This window comes from Fructobacillus pseudoficulneus (assembly GCF_900108455.1).
Taxonomy (GTDB): Bacteria; Bacillota; Bacilli; order Lactobacillales; family Lactobacillaceae; genus Fructobacillus; species Fructobacillus pseudoficulneus.
The window spans coordinates 45,639-63,000 of the sequence record NZ_FNWS01000001.1 but is presented as its reverse complement, the minus strand read 5'-3'; the positions used below and the strand labels follow the sequence as shown (position 1 = coordinate 63,000).

Below are 17,362 nucleotides of genomic sequence, written 5' to 3'. Positions count from 1 at the left end.
GTAGGGGTCTTTTTAAAAGTGAATATGTTCATGACTGTGTTCAGCACGTTTACCGTAAGAATAGCGGTCATTATTAGCGACAACGCGCTTATTTAACAGATCTTGTGCTTCATGATGTCTTGGTCGGTATTCTTGTCCCTTTTTCCAAGCTTCACGTTGGTCACGATTATTTAAAATGTTATCACGGAAACGTAAGAAGAAGGCGTCAAATTTGACCCGCTTCAATGACATTACATGACGCAAGTAATCTGATGTTGAAGTAACTGGTAAATTCATAAAAAGCCTCCGTATGAAATCCTTAACTGACCTCTACTATACAACTTGTCTGCAGATGTTTGGCTTAAACTAGACGAGATTACCTGAATCATAAGCATCTTAAGGTCTTCTTAACTTTTGCAACGGTATAATGAAGTTATGAAAGATAACGCAATTGCACAATACCAACAATACCTACAGGCTGAGCGGGGGTATTCTGCCCAAACAGTTAAGGCTTATTTGAAGGACATTCATGAATTTCAGGCTTATTTAGCTGATAATGGCGGTTTTCAAGGTTTTTCTGCCGTTCAAAGTCTGGACGTTCGAGTCTATTTAGCCAGCCTGTATGACCAGGTGCTAGCCCGGACCACTATTGCTCGTAAAGTGTCAAGTTTAAAGAACTTTTATGCCTACATGGTTAGCCAAGGATTAGTCTTGGATAATCCCTTCGATGGGGTCGCTTTAAGAAAGCATCAGGCACATTTGCCGGAATTCTTTTACGATAATGAGATTCAGGAACTTTTTCAAGTGGCGTACGATCAAAATAATCATCCGCTATGGCGGCGAGATGCGGCGCTGTTGGAGTTTTTATTTGCAACGGGGATTCGTGTCTCAGAGTTGTCCGATATGGCTGTTGATCAAATTGACCTGAACCAGCGTCTGGTCTTGGTTCATGGGAAGGGAAACAAAGATCGCTTTGTTCCCTTTGGTTCTTATGCGAAGAAAGCGTTGACGGATTATTTGGAAAATTGTCGGCCAGAATTACTTGCTAAAAATAAGCGGGCAGACTTGCCCCAAAATACTTTTCTAAATTCTCAAGGTGGGGCACTAACACCGGCTGGGGTCACGTATATTTTGAACCAGTTGATGGAGAAGACGACTTTGACCGGTAAGATTCACCCGCACATGCTACGCCACACTTTTGCAACCGCCTTGCTCAATCGCGGGGCCGATATGCGAACGGTTCAGGAGCTCTTGGGACATGCTAACCTGTCAACTACACAAATTTATACGCACGTCTCGAAGGCGATGCTGCAAAATTCCTATCAGAACTATTTTCCTCGGGCAAAACGAAAGTAAGGATTAGCGATTTTTCTCCGACGTTTTGACCAATTCTGTTTGTGAAATTAAATTGTTATTCTTTTTGAGAGATAGTAAAATAAAGTTATGATAATCCTGGAAAATAACAAATTAAAGGTTGAAATCAGCGAGCATGGTGCTGAATTAGTCTCTGCCTGGAATAAAGAGGCTGAGTTGGAATATATTTGGTATGCTGACCCCAAGTATTGGGGACGTCATGCTCCTAATTTATTCCCAATTGTTGGCCGCCTACAGGGTGACCAATACGAACTAGCTGGGCAAACTTATTATATGAACCAGCACGGTTTTGCTCGAAATATGGACTTCATGGTGATTAACCAGCAAGATGATGCGGTTCGCTTGCGACTTGAGGATTCCGAATCGACTCGTCGAGTTTACCCATTTGCCTTTACTTTTGATGTGATTTTCACTTTGATTGATTCATCATTAAAGGTTGAATACGTGGTGCAAAACCCAGCTAGCTCAGAGTCGCTGTTCTTTTCAGTCGGCGGGCACCCAGCCTTTAATTTGCCACTTGATGGTGGAAAGTTTTCGGACTATTACTTGTCCGTGACTCCTGAAAAGGTTTACGACCGGATTCGTTTGGTTGGCCCATACTCTAACCCAAACGTGCCGACACCATTTAGCTCAAATATTCCGTTACGGTTGCGCCAGGAAGATTATCATGATGACGCGATTATTTTGAAGCTAGACCGGCAAAAAACAACATTCTTGCTCGCCCGCTTGGCCAACCAACATGGGATGGAAATGACGATTGACAACGCCCAGTTCGTTGGTATTTGGACGCCGGCAGGGAAGGATGCTCCCTTTATTGCCGTTGAACCGTGGTGGGGAATTGCTGATACGGTGGATGCTACCGGTAATTTCAAGGAAAAGTTTGGTGTGAATGTTTTGGCTGCGGGTGATACGTTCACTGGCTCATATTCTATGAATTTTTTCTAAACAAAGACTTAATGAAAGTAAATAAGCCAGCTGCTAACCCAGCTGGCTTTCGGATTTATTAGACAATGAAAATTACAGAATTATTTGAACAAAAGAAACCAATTGCGCAATCTGCATTAGCAGTCCCAATGGCCTTGGGACCAAATGACAAGTTTACGCCATTTAAGGAATTACTTGATCAGAAAAATCCGGATGCAGTCATCTGGCAGGCTGACGCCATTGCGGATGAATTTTCAAAAGAAGTTATTTGGGATCAAGTCAAAGACGGTGGGGCACAAGCAGTTGATGAACGCGATGTTTCGGCGATGAAGAAAGCCTCGATGAAGGCCGAGTTAGACCAGGCTTACCAGGAATTCTTGAGCAATTGGCCAGCTATTCACCAGCAAATTGTTGGCGAGTTAGTAAACAACGCCTTGGAAACAGCCGGTGACCACTTGATGCTGTTGGCCTACACCAGTAAGGCTGCTGGTGGTCGCGGGGAGTTGAGCCATGCTGACCAGGCCTATTTCCTCGCAACTGCTTTGCAGGCCGGTGGTGACCAATTTGCTGGTGTCTATTTACCAGAGGAATTGGATGAAAATTTGCAGGAGAAGGTGATTGCCGTCGCTCAAAAGGTCGGTGTACCGGTGATTGCGACTAAAACGGTCTACGATGCCAGTCCAGATACGATTCAATCAACCTTTGCTGCCGCTTCAGCCACAGGAGCAGCCGTGATTAATTTGCAAATGAGTACGGATGTTTTGGCAGAAATTGACTTAGCCGATTTGGAATTGATTTTGGCTAATTTAGCGGATCAGGCAGGCGATAAGAGTTTGGTTTTGACGATGACGGGGTTGTTGTCAAAAGATCAAATGGAGTCTTGGCTAGTCTTCCAGTCAGCATTGGTCACCCTCGCTTTGGGTGAAAATTTCCAAACTGATTTAATTCAAAGCACCATTAGTGAATTAGGTTGGGCATAAAATGATATAAAAAAATCCGGTCATATCAATGGTTGACCGGATTTTTATTTATTTTGTTTGCAAACGGAAGTATAAGAATAAGTGGTAGAGCCCTAGCAATACCAGGGTGATTCCGGCAAATAACCAGAGGAAGGTTCCGGCGAACAAAGGACTCATTAACAAGATGATACCAGCAATGATGTTTAAAATCGCAGCGATGGTAAACCAGGCTTGATGTTCACCAAATTTGCTGGCAAATGATAACTGAAGGATCCCTTCAATTAGCCAAGCCAGGCCGACGCTGGTACCAACCAAAATGAAAAATGGTAACCAGGCCATGCTCAGGTTTAAGAAAATGATCAAGCCGGCAAAAAAATAAAGGAAACCAAGCAGCATGGAACCGGCTTTGTTCCAACTAGATGCTAAATCATTTTCGATGGCGTGAACTATTTTGAATAAGCCAATCATGATCATCATCGTAGCGATGATTGAAGCGGCAATATTGGCAGTCATTCCTGGTAAAAAGGTGATTAGTGCACCAATCACAATAAAAACTAGTGCTTCAATGCCGATTAAGTGACGCGCTTTATGCATTAATTCTGTATTCATTCTAATTATTTCCCCTTGAAATCTATGACATCATTGTAACATATTTTTCAACAAATAATGAAAAAAAGCACTGAAATCAAGTTTTGTTTGGAAATCTGTGTAATAATTGGCGCTTGTGCTGCTGCTGAAGTCGCTTTCTAAGCTCGACTTTTGGGATTGAAAAGTTCAATTACTATCTTTAATCGTTATTTTTTTAACCAGCTCTTGCCCGGTTGAAGTTAGGGTGTTATACTAAGAGCAACCAACTGAGGTAGTTTATCTATCTACCTACCCAGCACTCTTCGGAGTGCTGTTTTTTGTCTAAAAGTAGTCCCGCCTGTTTAAAAAAGCAGACGGGATTTTTGTGTTACAAGTAAGTTTCACGCTCATTAAATAAAAATTAAAATAATCAATAGGGGGTTATTGTTAAATTAGAAATAATGTATAATTTTCTAATAATAACTCAAAGGAGATTGTTTTAATGGCGGAAGAATTATTAGAAGCGCGTGATGTCTCCGTTGATTTTCGGATTAAAGGTACTTACCAAACGGCTTTGGCTGGGGTTAATTTGACAATTGACCGTGGTCAGGTTTTAGCTCTGGTTGGTGAATCTGGATCGGGAAAGTCAACCTTTGCGATGAGCATTATGGGCCTCCATAATCCTGAACTGACTAAGGTAACGGGGTCGATTCAATTGAATGGCGAAGAGCTAATTGGATTGACAGAAGAACAATATGATCAATATCGCGGTAATTCTGTTGGTATGATCTTTCAAGATCCTTTATCAAGTCTGAATCCATTGATGCGAATTGGTGAACAAATTGCCGAGGCAATAACTGTGCATAATGGAAAAGCTCAGTCGGTGTCAGAACATGTTTTAAATTTGTTAACGGAAGTTGGTATTCCCGATAGTGACCGAGTGGCAAAGCAGTACCCACATGAACTTTCTGGTGGGATGCGTCAACGAGTCATGATTGCAATGGCATTGGCTAATGAACCAGATTTAATTATTGCTGATGAGCCAACAACCGCTTTGGATGCAGTCATCCAATCACAAATCTTGGATTTGATTAAAAAAATCCAACAAAAGAAGGGTGCTGGTGTGCTTTTAATCACTCATAATTTGGACGTTGTGGCTGAAATTGCGGATGAAGTGGCCGTGATGTATGCCGGTCAGATTGTTGAAAAAGCGCCGGTTGAACGACTATTTAATAATCCTAAGCACCCATATACACGTTCATTATTGCGTGCAGATCCTGAAAATGTGCAAGCGGGTGGTGAACTCTATGCTATTCCTGGAACGGTACCATCATTGTCCGAAATGGACCATCACAAGGATTTGTTCTTGCAACGTGTACCATGGTTAGACCAAAAGTTGGTTGACGCAGATGTTGCTGATACTTTGACAGAAATCGAACCAGATCATTATGTTCGAGGAACGGCATGGCAAGACTTTGCTTTTCCAGATGAGCAAGAAATTGAGGGACAGTCATGACTGAGTTAGTAAAAATTACGAACCTGAAAAATTATTATCCCGTTAAAGGTGGTTTCTTTAATAAAAAAACAGATGATATTAAAGCGGTTGATGATGTTTCGCTGACCATTGAAGCTGGGCAAACATACGGTTTGGTCGGTGAGTCTGGGTCTGGTAAGACGACGATTGGGAAAATGCTGGTTGGCTTAGAAAATCCAACCAGTGGTCAAATTTTGTTTGACAATCAAGATGTCACAACAATCAAGCAAAAAAAGGCTATTCATTATAACAAGGACGTCCAGATGGTTTTCCAAGATAGTCAGTCAAGTCTAAATCCTCGAAAAACTATCGGCACGATTATTGCAGAACCCTTGCAGAATTTTGGCGTTCCAGCGGCGATTGGTAGTGAAGGGCATAACCAGGAGCGCTCCTTTGATCAAGAGAAAATTGAGCAACGTGTTCTTGAATTGCTAGAAGTTGTTGGTTTGCCAGCTAAAACCGTGGAACAATATCCATTTCAATTTTCTGGAGGACAGCGGCAACGAATTGTTGTTGCAAGAGCCTTAGCAACTAATCCGCGCTTAATTGTTGCGGATGAACCTGTTTCAGCCTTGGATCTTTCTGTCCAGGCGCAGGTTCTAAATTTTATGAAAAAAATTCAACGAGATTATGGTATTAGTTTTCTTTTCATCTCACACGACTTAGGGGTGGTGAAGTATATGACGGATAACATTGCCATTATGCACCACGGTCGTTTTGTTGAAATGGGGACGAACCAAGATATCTTTGACCATCCCCAACACATTTATACAAAGCGACTTTTATCGGCAATTCCGAGCCAAAAAGTTGAAGACCGGCAATCAAAACGAGAAGAGAGGTTGGCAGTCGCAGCGGAGTTTGATCGGGATCACGATTTGTACTATGAACCAGATAGTCTGCGGGCATATGATTTAAGCCCGATTAGCGAAACGCACTTCGTTTCAATTAGAAAGGATCACAATTAATTATGGCGAAAACAATTCTTCGACGAATTTTAATTATGTTACCGCAGTTGATTTTGGTTTCGCTGCTGATTTTTATGCTGGCACAATTGATGCCTGGTGACCCCTTTTATGGGAACTTAAATCCAAATTCGGATCCGGCTACGATTGAGCGGATGCGTCATGCAGCCGGATTGGATTTACCCTGGTATGAGCAGTATATCCGTTGGGTTGAGCATATTTTCCAGGGAGACTTTGGAACTTCTTATACCGTTAACCGTGGTTGGTCTGTAACACGAGTGATTGGTAGTCGTATCTGGCCAACCTTATCAATGGGCGTGATTGCTGTTATCTTGACTTATTTATTGGCCATTTCACAGGCATTATTGGCAGCTCGTCATGAAAATAAGTGGATTGACCGGGCATTGGTTGTTTGGAATACATTGACTTCGGCTGTTCCGTCTTTTGTTTTTTACTTTGTCATGATGGTGCTTTTTGTTTATCTGCTTCCGCTATTTCCAAGTTCAGGAACGGGGATTGAAGATGGCCAAAGTTTTATTGTTAATTTCTTTAATAACTTGCGTTATGCCTTTTTGCCAGCCTTAACGATTGCTTTATTTAGTACAAATAGCATTTTTCAGTACTTACGGTCAAACTTGCTAGACCAGCAAGCGCAAGACTATGTTCGAACAGCCCGTGCAAAGGGTGTCTCAATGAAATTAGTTTTCCGTAAACACATTTTGCGCAATGCCTTCTTGCCAATCGCTTCAGGAATTGGTTACTCCATTACGGGTGTTCTTGGTGGTGCAATCTTTGCGGAAACAATCTTTGGTTATCCAGGTATTGGTGCGCTGTTTGTGCAAGCATTGACTGGTCGTGACTATACGATCATCACTGCCTTGATGCTGTTACAAGGAACGTTGTCACTATTAGGTGGACTCTTGTCTGACATTATTTCGGCATGGGTAGATCCACGAATTCGGGTGAAATAAGGAGTAGGTCATGCAAACAAAGAAAAAACATTTTGGTTCAAAATTTTGGCCTAGCTTCTGGCGTGAACTGAGTAATGACGGTCTTGGTTTGACGGCTTTGATTTTGCTAATTTCATTATTCTTATTGATTTTCTTCGGCCAATTTTTTGTACCAAGTAATATTGGGTCGATGAGTGACATTATGAATTCAAATTTGCCGCCAATGACAAATGGGCACATTTTAGGGACTACAGATTCGGGCGCTGATTTCATCTTGACTTTGATTGCTTCAGCTAAAAATTCATTGATTATCGGTTTTGGTGTGGCTACTTTAGTGACCTTAATCTCAATTGTCTTTGGAATGGTCATTGGCTATTTTGGTGGCTGGGCAGACTGGATTTCGATGCGACTAATTGATTTTTGGTTGGTGATGCCTTTGGTCATGATTCTGGCGATCATTTTTTCAACGGCTAAGGGATTGTCCATTTGGAACCTGATTTTGATTTTGGCTGCTTTAAGCTGGCCGGCAAATGTCCGCCTTGTTCGAACTTTGACGTTATCGGAGGTTAATCGCGATTATGTCCAGGCTGCCAAAATTTCAGGGACACCCTGGTATAAAATTCTTTTTTCTGGTATTTTGCCGAATATTTCTTCGACGATTATCTCTGATTACGCCTTGACACTGGCGGGCTCAATTGGAATTGAATCAGGTCTGACATTTTTGGGCTTTGGTTTGAAAGCCGGAACGAGTTCGCTTGGATCAATGCTGACGGTGTTGAATGGATCAGCTTCGACAATTTATGTTCGCTGGTGGCTATGGGTACCAGTAACGTTAATTTTGATTATCTTAACTTTTGGTTTCGTTGTCTTAGGGCAGATTGTCCGGCGGTCAGTTGACCAACGCCAATCATTAGATTAATTAACGATTAAATTACGATTAAAAATAAATTAAAATAATCGTTGACATTCTAATTAACGATGCTATGATTATAATTATCAACTTTGAGATATTCTAAAAAAGGGTTGAAAAAAAGAGGAGGACCATTGCATGGTAAGTGTAGGAAAAAAGATAGCCTTTGGTGTGGGAGGTGTTGTCGTCGTGGCTGCTGCCGGCTTTGCTATTCTGGCGAGCACGTCGAAACATTACGATACACCGGCAAAGGCAATTAGTGTTGGATCGTTTAAGGGGGATTATAAAAATTCCAAATCACCAATTAAGGGCGGCAACTTAAGCGTGACTGTACCTGGAACAGCTGCAGCCCCAGTTAGCTACGTTGGGTATGCGGAATTTAATCAGTGGGCATCCGTTGGTGTTGAACAGCAGCCAGCTTCTAATCAACTGTTTTATACCGACAAGCACGGTAAGGTTGAAAGTGGCGGTCCAGCAACGATGAAGATTAACCGTTCTGATAAGACAATTACGATCACTTTGCGAGACAATTTGAAGTGGTCTGATGGTCAGGATGTGACGGCTCAAGACGTTGCCTTTTCACTTGAAACTTTGGCAACAAATGATGTGGCATCAAGTAACTTTACCAGTTCATTCTTGAACATTAAGGGAATGGAAGATTTCCAAAACGGTAAAGCAAAGTCGATCTCCGGTTTGAAGTTTGATGATGGTAAAGATGGTAAGAAGTTGACGGTTAGTTATACATCATTGCCAGCCGCAGCGGAGTGGGGTGATGGTGTCCCATCGAACGCCTTGCCATACCACGATTTGAAGAATGTTTCTTCAAAGGATTTGTCAACAACCGAAAAGGTGACAAAGAATCCATTGTCATTTGGACCATTTAAGGTTTCATCGGTTTCAAGTGACTCAACCGTTAAGTATGTTCGTAACAGCGATTACTGGGGTAAGCAGGCCCGGTTGAATTCAATTACGTTCTACGTTAACCAAGATCAGTCAAAGCTTGAAAATGATCTTTCAAAGCAAAAGTTTGATGTGGTAACGTCCGTTCCAACAAACTTGTGGAAGAACGGTGGTGCGGATGAATTGTCAAAGTATAACAATAAGAATGGTTATGCTTCAACAGGAAAGTATGCATCAAATTACTCTGAGATGTACTTCAACCTTGGTCACTATGACAAGAGTACTAAGACAAACGTTCAGGATCGCAATACACCATTGCAAGATGCTAATGTTCGTAAGGCAGTTGGTTATGCCATGAACGTTGGGGATGTTGCTGCTAAGTATAGTAACGGTTTCTCACTTCCTACGAATACCTTGGTTTCAAAGTCAACTTCTAAGGAACAATTCTATGACAAGTCTGTTAAGGGTTATCACGATAAGGACAGTGGTGATGCTAAGAAGGCTGGTCAGTACTTGGAGAAGGCTGGCTATAAGAAGGGGTCTGATGGTTACTATGAAAAGGATGGTAAGCGTTTGACGTTGACTTACTTGGCTCGTTCCGGTACGGCAACTTCTGAAGCAGAAGCAAAGGCTTACATCGCTGCATGGAAGAATGCCGGTATTGAAGTCAAGCTTTACCAAGATAAGCTTGTTGATAGTTCTACTTGGAAGTCAATCGTTGTTGGTGGTACAAACCAAGACTGGGATTTGACACTTGGTGGTTGGGCAGAAGGAACTGTGCCAACATTTGACCAATTGTGGGCTAAGTCAGCTAACTACAACTTCGGTCACGTTGTTTCAAGTGCCTTGTCAAAGAACTTGACTGACACACAAAACTCATCTTCACAGTCAGAATTGATTAGCAACATCAAGGACTTCCAGAAGATGATGGTTGATGACGAAGCTTACACAATTCCAACGACGACACCAATTAGCGCTTCATTGGTTAACGGCCGTGTTACTGGTTGGACCACTGCTAATTCAAATGACTTGTATGCTCAGTTGGGTGTTTCTTCAAATAAGCCAACAACCAGTGGTAATCCACGCAAGTAAGCTCACAAAGCGCTTAGCTAGATTATTCTTTGTTTTAACTCAATCGATTCAATTTAATTTAATGTTTGGGCTCCCAGCTATTCATCATGAATGGTTGGGGGCTTTTTTGTGGCTGCTTTCAGGCGTCATTTGTTCTAACAAATGTGCGCGTTGCTCGCACGAATTTGTTTGTTAAACAAGCTGTAAGTGTCAGTAAAAAAAGACCTGAGTCAGATGACTCGGGTCCTTCTTTTAGTTGTTTGGATAAAGAGTATTCAAGTAGGTATTGAGTCCCTTTTTGATATCTTGGGCAATTTTCTGTTGGTAACTAGATTGACGAATGTAGGCAAAATCTTGATCTGAGTTGATAAAGCCATTTTCCAACAAAACAGCTGGCCGAGTGACATCTTTGATGACCAGGTATGGCATGGTTTCATAGCCACGGTTTTGCAGTGGCAGGTTATTGAGTGAGCCGTTTAGGGCTTTGACTAAGTCCAGCGAATTATCGTTGTAATAGTACTGAGAAACACCAGAGGCCGTATTGTTTGATTCGGATGAATCAAAGTGGAAAGAAATTTGGGCATCGGCATTATACTTTTCAGCCTTGCGGGGGATGTAAAGCAGCGGAACCACAACGTCGGTTTTGCGAACCATGATGACGCGGGCACCGGCATCCGTTAAGACTTTTTCGGTGGCAAGGGCGGTTCTTAACGTGTAGGTCTTTTCATAGTGCTTACCATCAGTTGAGATAGCACCAGTATCAGAACCACCATGTCCTGGATCCAAGACAATGGTCGATTCGGATAGGAGGGTCGGTTTTTTGATTTTGGTATTGTTGGCAACCCAAGAAGCAACCCAGCCAACTTTTTGGTTATTTTCACGCTTAACTTTCCACCAACCGTTATTTTTTTCGACAACCGTCAGCTTGGTACCGGCCTTTAGCTTGGTAATTTCCTGGTAGCCAATTCCGGGTCCGCTACGCAGGGGCACTTGGTCTGGCCTGGTGGTTAGTTGATTTTGCTGGGCCAATGACAGGATCAGCACCATGGTAGCGAAGGTGAAAACACTGACAATAATGGCGCCAATTTTATTTTGTTTGATCCATTTCCACAAAGTAAACATAAAGTCGGTCCATTTCTATCTTATTTGTTTATTTTAGCACTATTATTACAAAAAAAGGCAACCCACATCGAGTATAATGGTAAGTATGAAACAATTCAGAGTAGAGAAATTAACTTCAACTTACGGGGAGAAGGTCTTATTTGACCAAATCTCTTTTTTAATCACCCAGGGCGACCGCATTGGTCTGGTGGGTGTCAACGGCTCGGGTAAGACCACTTTGCTAAATGCTTTGTCTGGCGACCAACCGGCTGATCGCGGTGAGATTACTACCCAAAACGATTACCGGATTGGCTATTTGGCCCAAGAACCAAATCTTGATGGCCACCTCCAAGTGATGGATGCCATCTATGCGGGTGATCAACCAGTCTTTCAAACCATTCGTTCTTACCAGGAAGCATTAGACTTCATGGCCCAAGAACCCGAAAATCCGAAGGCGGCCAATCGCTTTGAAAAAGCACAGGCGGCCATGGATCGCGATGATGCTTGGACGATTGAGGCTCAAATTAAGACCATTCTAACTCAGCTACATTTAACCAATTTAAAACAAAATGTGGCTGATTTGTCTGGTGGGCAGCGCAAGCGTGTCGGACTGGCTCAAGTCTTAATTCAAGAACCGGACTTATTAATTTTAGACGAGCCGACCAATCACTTGGACTTTGATTCGATTGCTTGGCTGGAAAAGTACTTGTCTAGTTACAAGGGCGCTTTGTTAACGGTCACCCACGATCGTTATTTCTTGGACCGGGTCACTAATCGAATTTTTGAACTTTCTTTTGGTAAGTTGTACGAATACCAGGGAAATTACCAGGATTATGTTTCTGGTAAGGCTTTACGGCAGGAAAACGAGGCGGCGGCAGAGCATAAGCGTGAAAAGCTCTACGAAAAAGAGCTCGTTTGGATGAAAAAATCTGCCCGAGCCCGCACGACCAAGCAAAAGGGGCGTGAAAAGGCCTTTGCGGACCTGGAAGATTCGCTAGGGAATGTCCAAACCGACCAGGATGTTGAGGTCTCATTGGGTCAGCAACGATTGGGAAAGAAGGTCATTGCCTTAGAAAACGCCAGCCTAGCTTTTGGCGACCAAGTCATTTTTAAGGACTTATCGTTGCGCTTTGGCCAACGAGACCGGATTGGAATTACCGGGCCTAATGGGGTTGGAAAGTCCTCTTTATTGAACGTTTTAGCTGGTCGCTTGCCACTGACTGATGGTGTCTTAGAGATCGGTGAAACCGTTCGAATTGGCTATTACACCCAGGTCACAGAAGAAATCCCAGCCGATAAGCGGATGATTGAATACCTGACAGATGTCGCAACGAGTGTTAAGGACCGGGATGGCAATATCATTTCGGCCAAAGATTTGCTGGAACAATTCCTTTTCCCATCTTTCATGCACGGGACGCTGGTTCGCAAATTATCTGGTGGTGAAAAGCGGCGCTTGTACCTACTAAAAATCTTATTGCAGGAGCCAAATGTGCTTTTGCTGGATGAGCCGACGAACGACTTAGATATTGGTACGTTGACTGTCCTTGAGAACTTTTTGGCAAAATTTGCCGGGACGGTCGTCACGGTATCCCACGACCGTTACTTCCTTGATAAGGTGGCCGATTATGGCTATTATTTGGTTGGCGATGGCGTGGTTGACCGATATAACGGCCAGTTTTCAACTTATTTGGAAGAGACAGTTCTGCCAAGTGCGAAGCAAAAGCCGGCAGCGGCTGAAGCACCGGCCAAAAACGTTCAATCGACTCAAAAACAGGCACCGAAAAAGAACGCAAAACGTAAGCTAACTTACATGGAAAAGCGTGAGTGGGAAACGATTGAAGACGAGATTGCTGATTTGGAAGGGCAAGTTGATGCGTTAAACGAGCGAATGGCTGCAAATGGTGCGGACTATCAAAAAGTGGCCGAACTACAAAGCCAATTGACGGAGGTTAGTGGTCAATTAGATGCCAAAATGGATCGTTGGGCTGAATTAAGTGAAATTGTTGAAAAACAAGGCTGAGGCCTTGTTTTTTTATTACGCTGTTTGTTTAATTCTTTCTTCCATCGGGCCGATTCTGTGATGCTGGCTGGTTGGTTTCGTCTAATTAGATGAAAGGAGGAATCAACAATGGATTTCAAACATTTTTTATTAGCTGTTCATCTAACAAAAGGGATTGGGCCGGCCACCGAGAGCCAGATCATTATGGTATTAAAGCAGGAGAAACCCCTGGTAGAATTTTTTGACCTTGCCAACTTGGTTGACTTACTGGATCGCTTCTCGATTAGGCTAAAAATTGACCGGCTGGGGCAGAAATTTGCGGCGGCCGTTGAACAGGCGGAAGATTATGCTGGTCATTTTTTAACTTATTTTGATGCGGCGTATCCAGAACGTTTGCGAGAAACTTATCAGCCGCCACTAATCCTGTTTTATCGGGGTGACTTGCGAGCACTACAGTTACCGGCCTTAGCAGTTGTCGGAACGCGGACAGCTACACCGTATGGCTTGACGGTGGTTCGCCAATTGTTACCGCCAGTGGTCAAAAGTGGTTGCGCGATTGTTTCCGGTCTAGCAAAGGGGATTGACGTGATGGCCCACCAATTGACCTTTGCCGAACGTGGTGTTCCGATTGCCGTGATTGGCACGGGTTTGGACCAAGTTTACCCGAAGCAGCACCGACTGTTGCAAGAACAAATGGGTCGGCAGGGTTTATTATTATCTGAATTTCCGCCCGGCGTTGGTCCCCATAAAAGCCATTTTCCACTACGTAATCGAATCATTGCGGGCCTAGCCGGAACAGTTTTAGTTGTTGAGGCTAGGGAACACTCTGGTTCTTTGATCACTGCAAATTTAGCTTTGCAAGCAAACCGGGAGGTCTTAGCGGTGCCCGGACCAATTGATGCATTGGATTCTGTTGGCTGTAATCAACTCATTGCAGCGGGTGCTTTGCCAGTTTTGACTAGTAGTGATATCATAGGGGCGATTCAGTGGCTGCCTTGACTTTTATTTACTATAGTAGAAAAATGTTAACAAATCCTCTTGTCAAAATTGGGCATGCCCTGGTATGATGGGAGAGTTAATCCGAGAAAAAGGCGAATTAGAACCAAACTAAGGTTGCTCTGATGCTAAAACTGGCAACCACCGTCTTTCAGAAATATGGGGAATCACAAGTTGGTAGAAGCAAAAACCAAGAAAAAAACGACGAAGAAAAAGACAAGTAAGAGCAAGGCAAGTAAGAAACTTGTTATTGTCGAAAGTCCGTCAAAAGCAAAAACAATTGAAAAATACCTGGGATCGACTTATCAGGTCGTTGCATCAATTGGTCACGTTCGTGACTTGCCTAAGTCAACTTTGGGTGTTGATGTTGAACAAGATTACCAACCAAAGTACATTAATATTCGCGGTAAGGGACCGGTAATTAAGGACCTCAAGAAGGCTGCTAAGGCCGCTAAGCAAGTTTATCTCGCATCCGATCCGGATCGTGAAGGAGAAGCGATTGCCTGGCATTTGCAGCATATCTTGGACTTGGATCCAAAACAGGCCAACCGGGTGGTCTTTAACGAAATCACGAAAGATACTGTTAAAAACGCCTTTAAGGAACCACGGACCATTAACCAAGACCTCGTAGATGCCCAGCAAGCGCGTCGAATTATTGACCGTCTGGTGGGATATTCCATTTCACCAGTTTTGTGGAAAACGGTGAAACGGGGCTTGTCAGCCGGCCGGGTGCAATCAGTTGCCCTAGGCCTCATTATCGCCCGTGAACGGCAAATTCAAGCCTTCCAACCAGAAGAATATTGGACCCTGGATTCCGAATTTAAAAAAGCCAAAGCAAAGTTTAAGGCTAATTTCTACGGCTTTGATGGCAAGAAGCAGCCTTTGCCAGATAACGCTGCCGTGCAATCCGTCTTAGGTAAAATTGACCAGTCCAAGCCCTTTGAAGTCACGGAAGTGAAGGCAAAGGAACGCAAGCGTCAACCTCAGCCACCATTTACGACGTCAACGATGCAACAAGCGGCTAACACGCAGTTGAAGTTCCGGACTCGTAAAACAATGATGACGGCACAACAGTTGTATGAAGGAATCAATCTTGGCCGCGGTTTGGGGCAAGTAGGGTTGATTACCTATATGCGTACTGACTCAACTCGTCTATCTTCTTTGGCAAAGAATGCGGCAGCTCAGTACATTCATGACGAGTGGGGTGAAGAATATTCACGACACAAGCCAGTTGCCGGCACGCCGCAAGAAGGGGCTCAAGATGCCCACGAAGCAATCCGCCCAACTGACGTCACCAAGACGCCAGCATCCATTAAGGATAAGTTGACCCCTGATCAATTTAAGCTGTATTCCTTGATTTGGTCACGGTTTGTTGCTTCATTGATGACGCCAGAAGTCTTGGACACACTGGCCGTTACGGTTGAACAAAATGGCGTTTTGTTCCATGCCAATGGTTCAAAGACGAAGTTCCCAGGGTTCACGAAGGCCTACCCAGCTGCTAAGGAAAAGGATAATCTGTTGCCTGACCTTGCTGAGGGTGATCAGATTAGCCTAGCCAAGACGGACCCAGAACAGCACTTTACCATGCCACCTGCCCGTTATTCTGAAGCGGCTTTGATTAAGGCCTTGGAAGAAAACGGGGTTGGTCGTCCATCAACTTATGCGCCAACCTTGGATACGATTCAACGCCGAAACTACGTCCGAGTGGACGCGCGCAAATTTGTTCCAACTGAATTGGGCGAAATCGTTCAAAACATTGTTGAGGACAAGTTCCCAGATATTACGGATACGAAGTTTACCGCCCAGGTCGAACATTCGTTGGATGAAATTGAAGTCGGTGACAAAAAGTGGGTACCGGTTGTTGATGAGTTCTACAAGCCATTCTCAAAGGAAGTGGCTAGTGCTGAAGAAACACTGGAAAAAATCACCATGCATGACGAATTGGCCGGGATGGACTGTGAAGTCTGTGGCGCACCAATGGTTGTCAAAATGGGACGTTATGGCAAGTTTTATGCCTGCTCTCGTTTCCCTGATTGCCGTAATACCAAGGCAATTGTTCAAGAAATCGGGATTACTTGTCCAAAGTGTGGCAAGGGGCAAGTCGTTGAACGAAAGACTAAGCGTGGTCGGAAGTTTTACGGTTGTTCTCGCTATCCAGACTGTGATTTTGTTTCATGGGACAAGCCAAAGGATCCAAATGCTGAGAGCCAATCAGCAGAAGAAAAAGAAGCTGCAACAAGTAAGTAAGCAAAAGCTGACCGATGTGGCCAGCTTTTTTCGTATAAGAGGGTAGTATGAAAGAAAAGAAACTAAAGAAAGTTCTAACGATTGCCGGTTCTGACTCCCTTGCCGGTGGTGGCCTGCAAGCCGATTTGGCGACCTTTGCAAGAGCTGGTTTAGCCGGTTTTTCGGTTCTGACCAGCGTGGTGTCAATTAAAACTGATGCCGTTGAGGTTTTTGCTGTCCCGGATGCTGTCTTGCAGGCGCAATTAAGTTCGGTCACTCAAGTTGATGACTTTGCCGCCATTAAGGTCGGCTTGTTAAACTCAATCAGCCAGTTAGACATGGTGGTTGACTTTATTAAAGACTTTGACTGTCCGATTGTGGTGGATCCAGTTTTGGCCTTAAAAGAGGGGGAGTTGGCGGAAAACCCGGCCTTGGTTGAAGCATACCGAAACAAGCTATTACCACTAGCAACCATTTGCACGCCCAACTTCAATGAGGGGCTAGTTTTAGTCGAGAAGGCTCGTCGAAATGTACAGACGGCTGCTGATCTGTCTGCCTTAGGCCGGCAATTGAGTCAGCAGGTGCAAACAACGGTTTTGCAAAAGGGTGGTTTGGGCTTTTTACCAGGGCAAACCTTGGATGTCTTGGCTGTTGGTCAAACCGTGCAACCACTCAGCCTACCAGCATTAGCTAAAGACGCTAGCATTAACGGTGCCGGTTGTACCTTGGCCGCGGCGATAACGAGTTACTTGGCTCTCGGGCTTGACCTAGAGGAAGCGGTGACTAAGAGTCAACAATTTGTTCACCAAGGGATTGCTGCCGGCTACCATTTGAATCAAAAGCGGCTTGATGGCAACGTCTTTCAGGCCGGCGTTGCTTGGCTTGAGTAACAAAAAAAGAACCTTATTCC

At 43.8% G+C, this 17,362-nt stretch carries 15 protein-coding genes; 12 read left to right on the top strand and 3 right to left on the bottom strand.

Annotation, left to right across the window (positions count from 1 at the left end; genetic code table 11):
* Positions 1 to 12: 12 nt before the first annotated feature.
* Positions 13 to 276: a hypothetical protein gene (locus BLW39_RS00315; RefSeq protein ID WP_059375244.1), complete on the bottom strand. Its 264-nt coding sequence runs from the start codon at positions 274 to 276 to the stop codon at positions 13 to 15.
* A 138-nt stretch (positions 277 to 414) separates the two neighbouring features.
* On the opposite strand from BLW39_RS00315, the gene xerC reads away from it, so the two are divergent.
* From xerC to BLW39_RS00300, 3 genes are all read left to right on the top strand, one after another.
* Positions 415 to 1,335 (top strand): tyrosine recombinase XerC, encoded by a 921-nt coding sequence (gene xerC / locus BLW39_RS00310; protein ID WP_059375236.1) that lies wholly within the window; start codon positions 415 to 417, stop codon positions 1,333 to 1,335.
* A gap of 87 nt (positions 1,336 to 1,422) precedes the next feature.
* A complete protein-coding gene (locus tag BLW39_RS00305; RefSeq protein WP_059375229.1) occupies positions 1,423 to 2,298 on the top strand; it encodes an aldose 1-epimerase family protein in 876 nt (291 codons plus the stop codon).
* A 65-nt stretch (positions 2,299 to 2,363) separates the two neighbouring features.
* Positions 2,364 to 3,257: a hypothetical protein gene (locus BLW39_RS00300; protein WP_059375226.1), complete on the top strand. Its 894-nt coding sequence runs from the start codon at positions 2,364 to 2,366 to the stop codon at positions 3,255 to 3,257.
* 48 nt (positions 3,258 to 3,305) lie between these two features.
* Here the strand turns inward: BLW39_RS00300 and BLW39_RS00295 are convergent, their stop codons facing one another.
* Complete coding sequence (locus tag BLW39_RS00295) at positions 3,306 to 3,845, bottom strand: HdeD family acid-resistance protein (RefSeq protein WP_059375223.1); 540 nt, start codon at positions 3,843 to 3,845, stop codon at positions 3,306 to 3,308.
* Positions 3,846 to 4,305: 460 nt separating this feature from the next.
* On the opposite strand from BLW39_RS00295, the gene BLW39_RS00290 reads away from it, so the two are divergent.
* The 5 genes from BLW39_RS00290 to BLW39_RS00270 all read left to right on the top strand — a co-directional run bounded on the left by BLW39_RS00290 (position 4,306) and on the right by BLW39_RS00270 (position 10,151).
* A complete protein-coding gene (locus BLW39_RS00290; RefSeq protein WP_059375220.1) occupies positions 4,306 to 5,319 on the top strand; it encodes an ABC transporter ATP-binding protein in 1,014 nt (337 codons plus the stop codon).
* Positions 5,316 to 6,302, top strand: coding sequence for an ATP-binding cassette domain-containing protein (locus BLW39_RS00285; RefSeq protein ID WP_059375217.1), 987 nt, complete (start codon positions 5,316 to 5,318; stop codon positions 6,300 to 6,302). Before BLW39_RS00290 ends, BLW39_RS00285 begins: the two co-directional genes overlap by 4 nt.
* Positions 6,303 to 6,304: 2 nt before the next feature.
* Positions 6,305 to 7,270, top strand: coding sequence for an ABC transporter permease (locus tag BLW39_RS00280; RefSeq protein WP_059375214.1), 966 nt, complete (start codon positions 6,305 to 6,307; stop codon positions 7,268 to 7,270).
* Positions 7,271 to 7,280: 10 nt separating this feature from the next.
* The gene (locus BLW39_RS00275) at positions 7,281 to 8,168 is read left to right on the top strand and encodes an ABC transporter permease (protein ID WP_059375212.1); all 888 of its coding nucleotides are present in this window, start codon (positions 7,281 to 7,283) and stop codon (positions 8,166 to 8,168) included.
* Between the two features lie 129 nt (positions 8,169 to 8,297).
* Positions 8,298 to 10,151 carry an ABC transporter substrate-binding protein gene (locus BLW39_RS00270; protein WP_059375210.1) on the top strand — a complete coding sequence of 618 codons (1,854 nt, stop codon included), beginning with the start codon at positions 8,298 to 8,300 and terminating at the stop codon, positions 10,149 to 10,151.
* A gap of 231 nt (positions 10,152 to 10,382) precedes the next feature.
* Here the strand turns inward: BLW39_RS00270 and BLW39_RS00265 are convergent, their stop codons facing one another.
* Positions 10,383 to 11,252 carry an N-acetylmuramoyl-L-alanine amidase gene (locus BLW39_RS00265; protein ID WP_059375207.1) on the bottom strand — a complete coding sequence of 290 codons (870 nt, stop codon included), beginning with the start codon at positions 11,250 to 11,252 and terminating at the stop codon, positions 10,383 to 10,385.
* 85 nt (positions 11,253 to 11,337) lie between these two features.
* Here BLW39_RS00265 and BLW39_RS00260 point away from each other — a divergent pair, with 85 nt between their 5' ends.
* The 4 genes from BLW39_RS00260 (at position 11,338) to BLW39_RS00245 (ending at position 17,342) form a co-directional block, all read left to right on the top strand.
* Complete coding sequence (locus BLW39_RS00260) at positions 11,338 to 13,251, top strand: ABC-F family ATP-binding cassette domain-containing protein (RefSeq protein WP_059375204.1); 1,914 nt, start codon at positions 11,338 to 11,340, stop codon at positions 13,249 to 13,251.
* A gap of 108 nt (positions 13,252 to 13,359) precedes the next feature.
* Positions 13,360 to 14,229, top strand: a complete 870-nt coding sequence (gene dprA / locus BLW39_RS00255) for a DNA-processing protein DprA (protein WP_059375199.1) — start codon at positions 13,360 to 13,362, stop codon at positions 14,227 to 14,229.
* 156 nt (positions 14,230 to 14,385) lie between these two features.
* Complete coding sequence (topA, locus tag BLW39_RS00250; RefSeq protein WP_059375197.1) at positions 14,386 to 16,473, top strand: type I DNA topoisomerase; 2,088 nt, start codon at positions 14,386 to 14,388, stop codon at positions 16,471 to 16,473.
* Positions 16,474 to 16,520: 47 nt separating this feature from the next.
* Entirely contained in the window at positions 16,521 to 17,342 is an 822-nt protein-coding gene (locus tag BLW39_RS00245; protein ID WP_059375195.1) for a hydroxymethylpyrimidine/phosphomethylpyrimidine kinase, read from the top strand.
* The last annotated feature ends 20 nt before the right edge of the window (positions 17,343 to 17,362 follow it).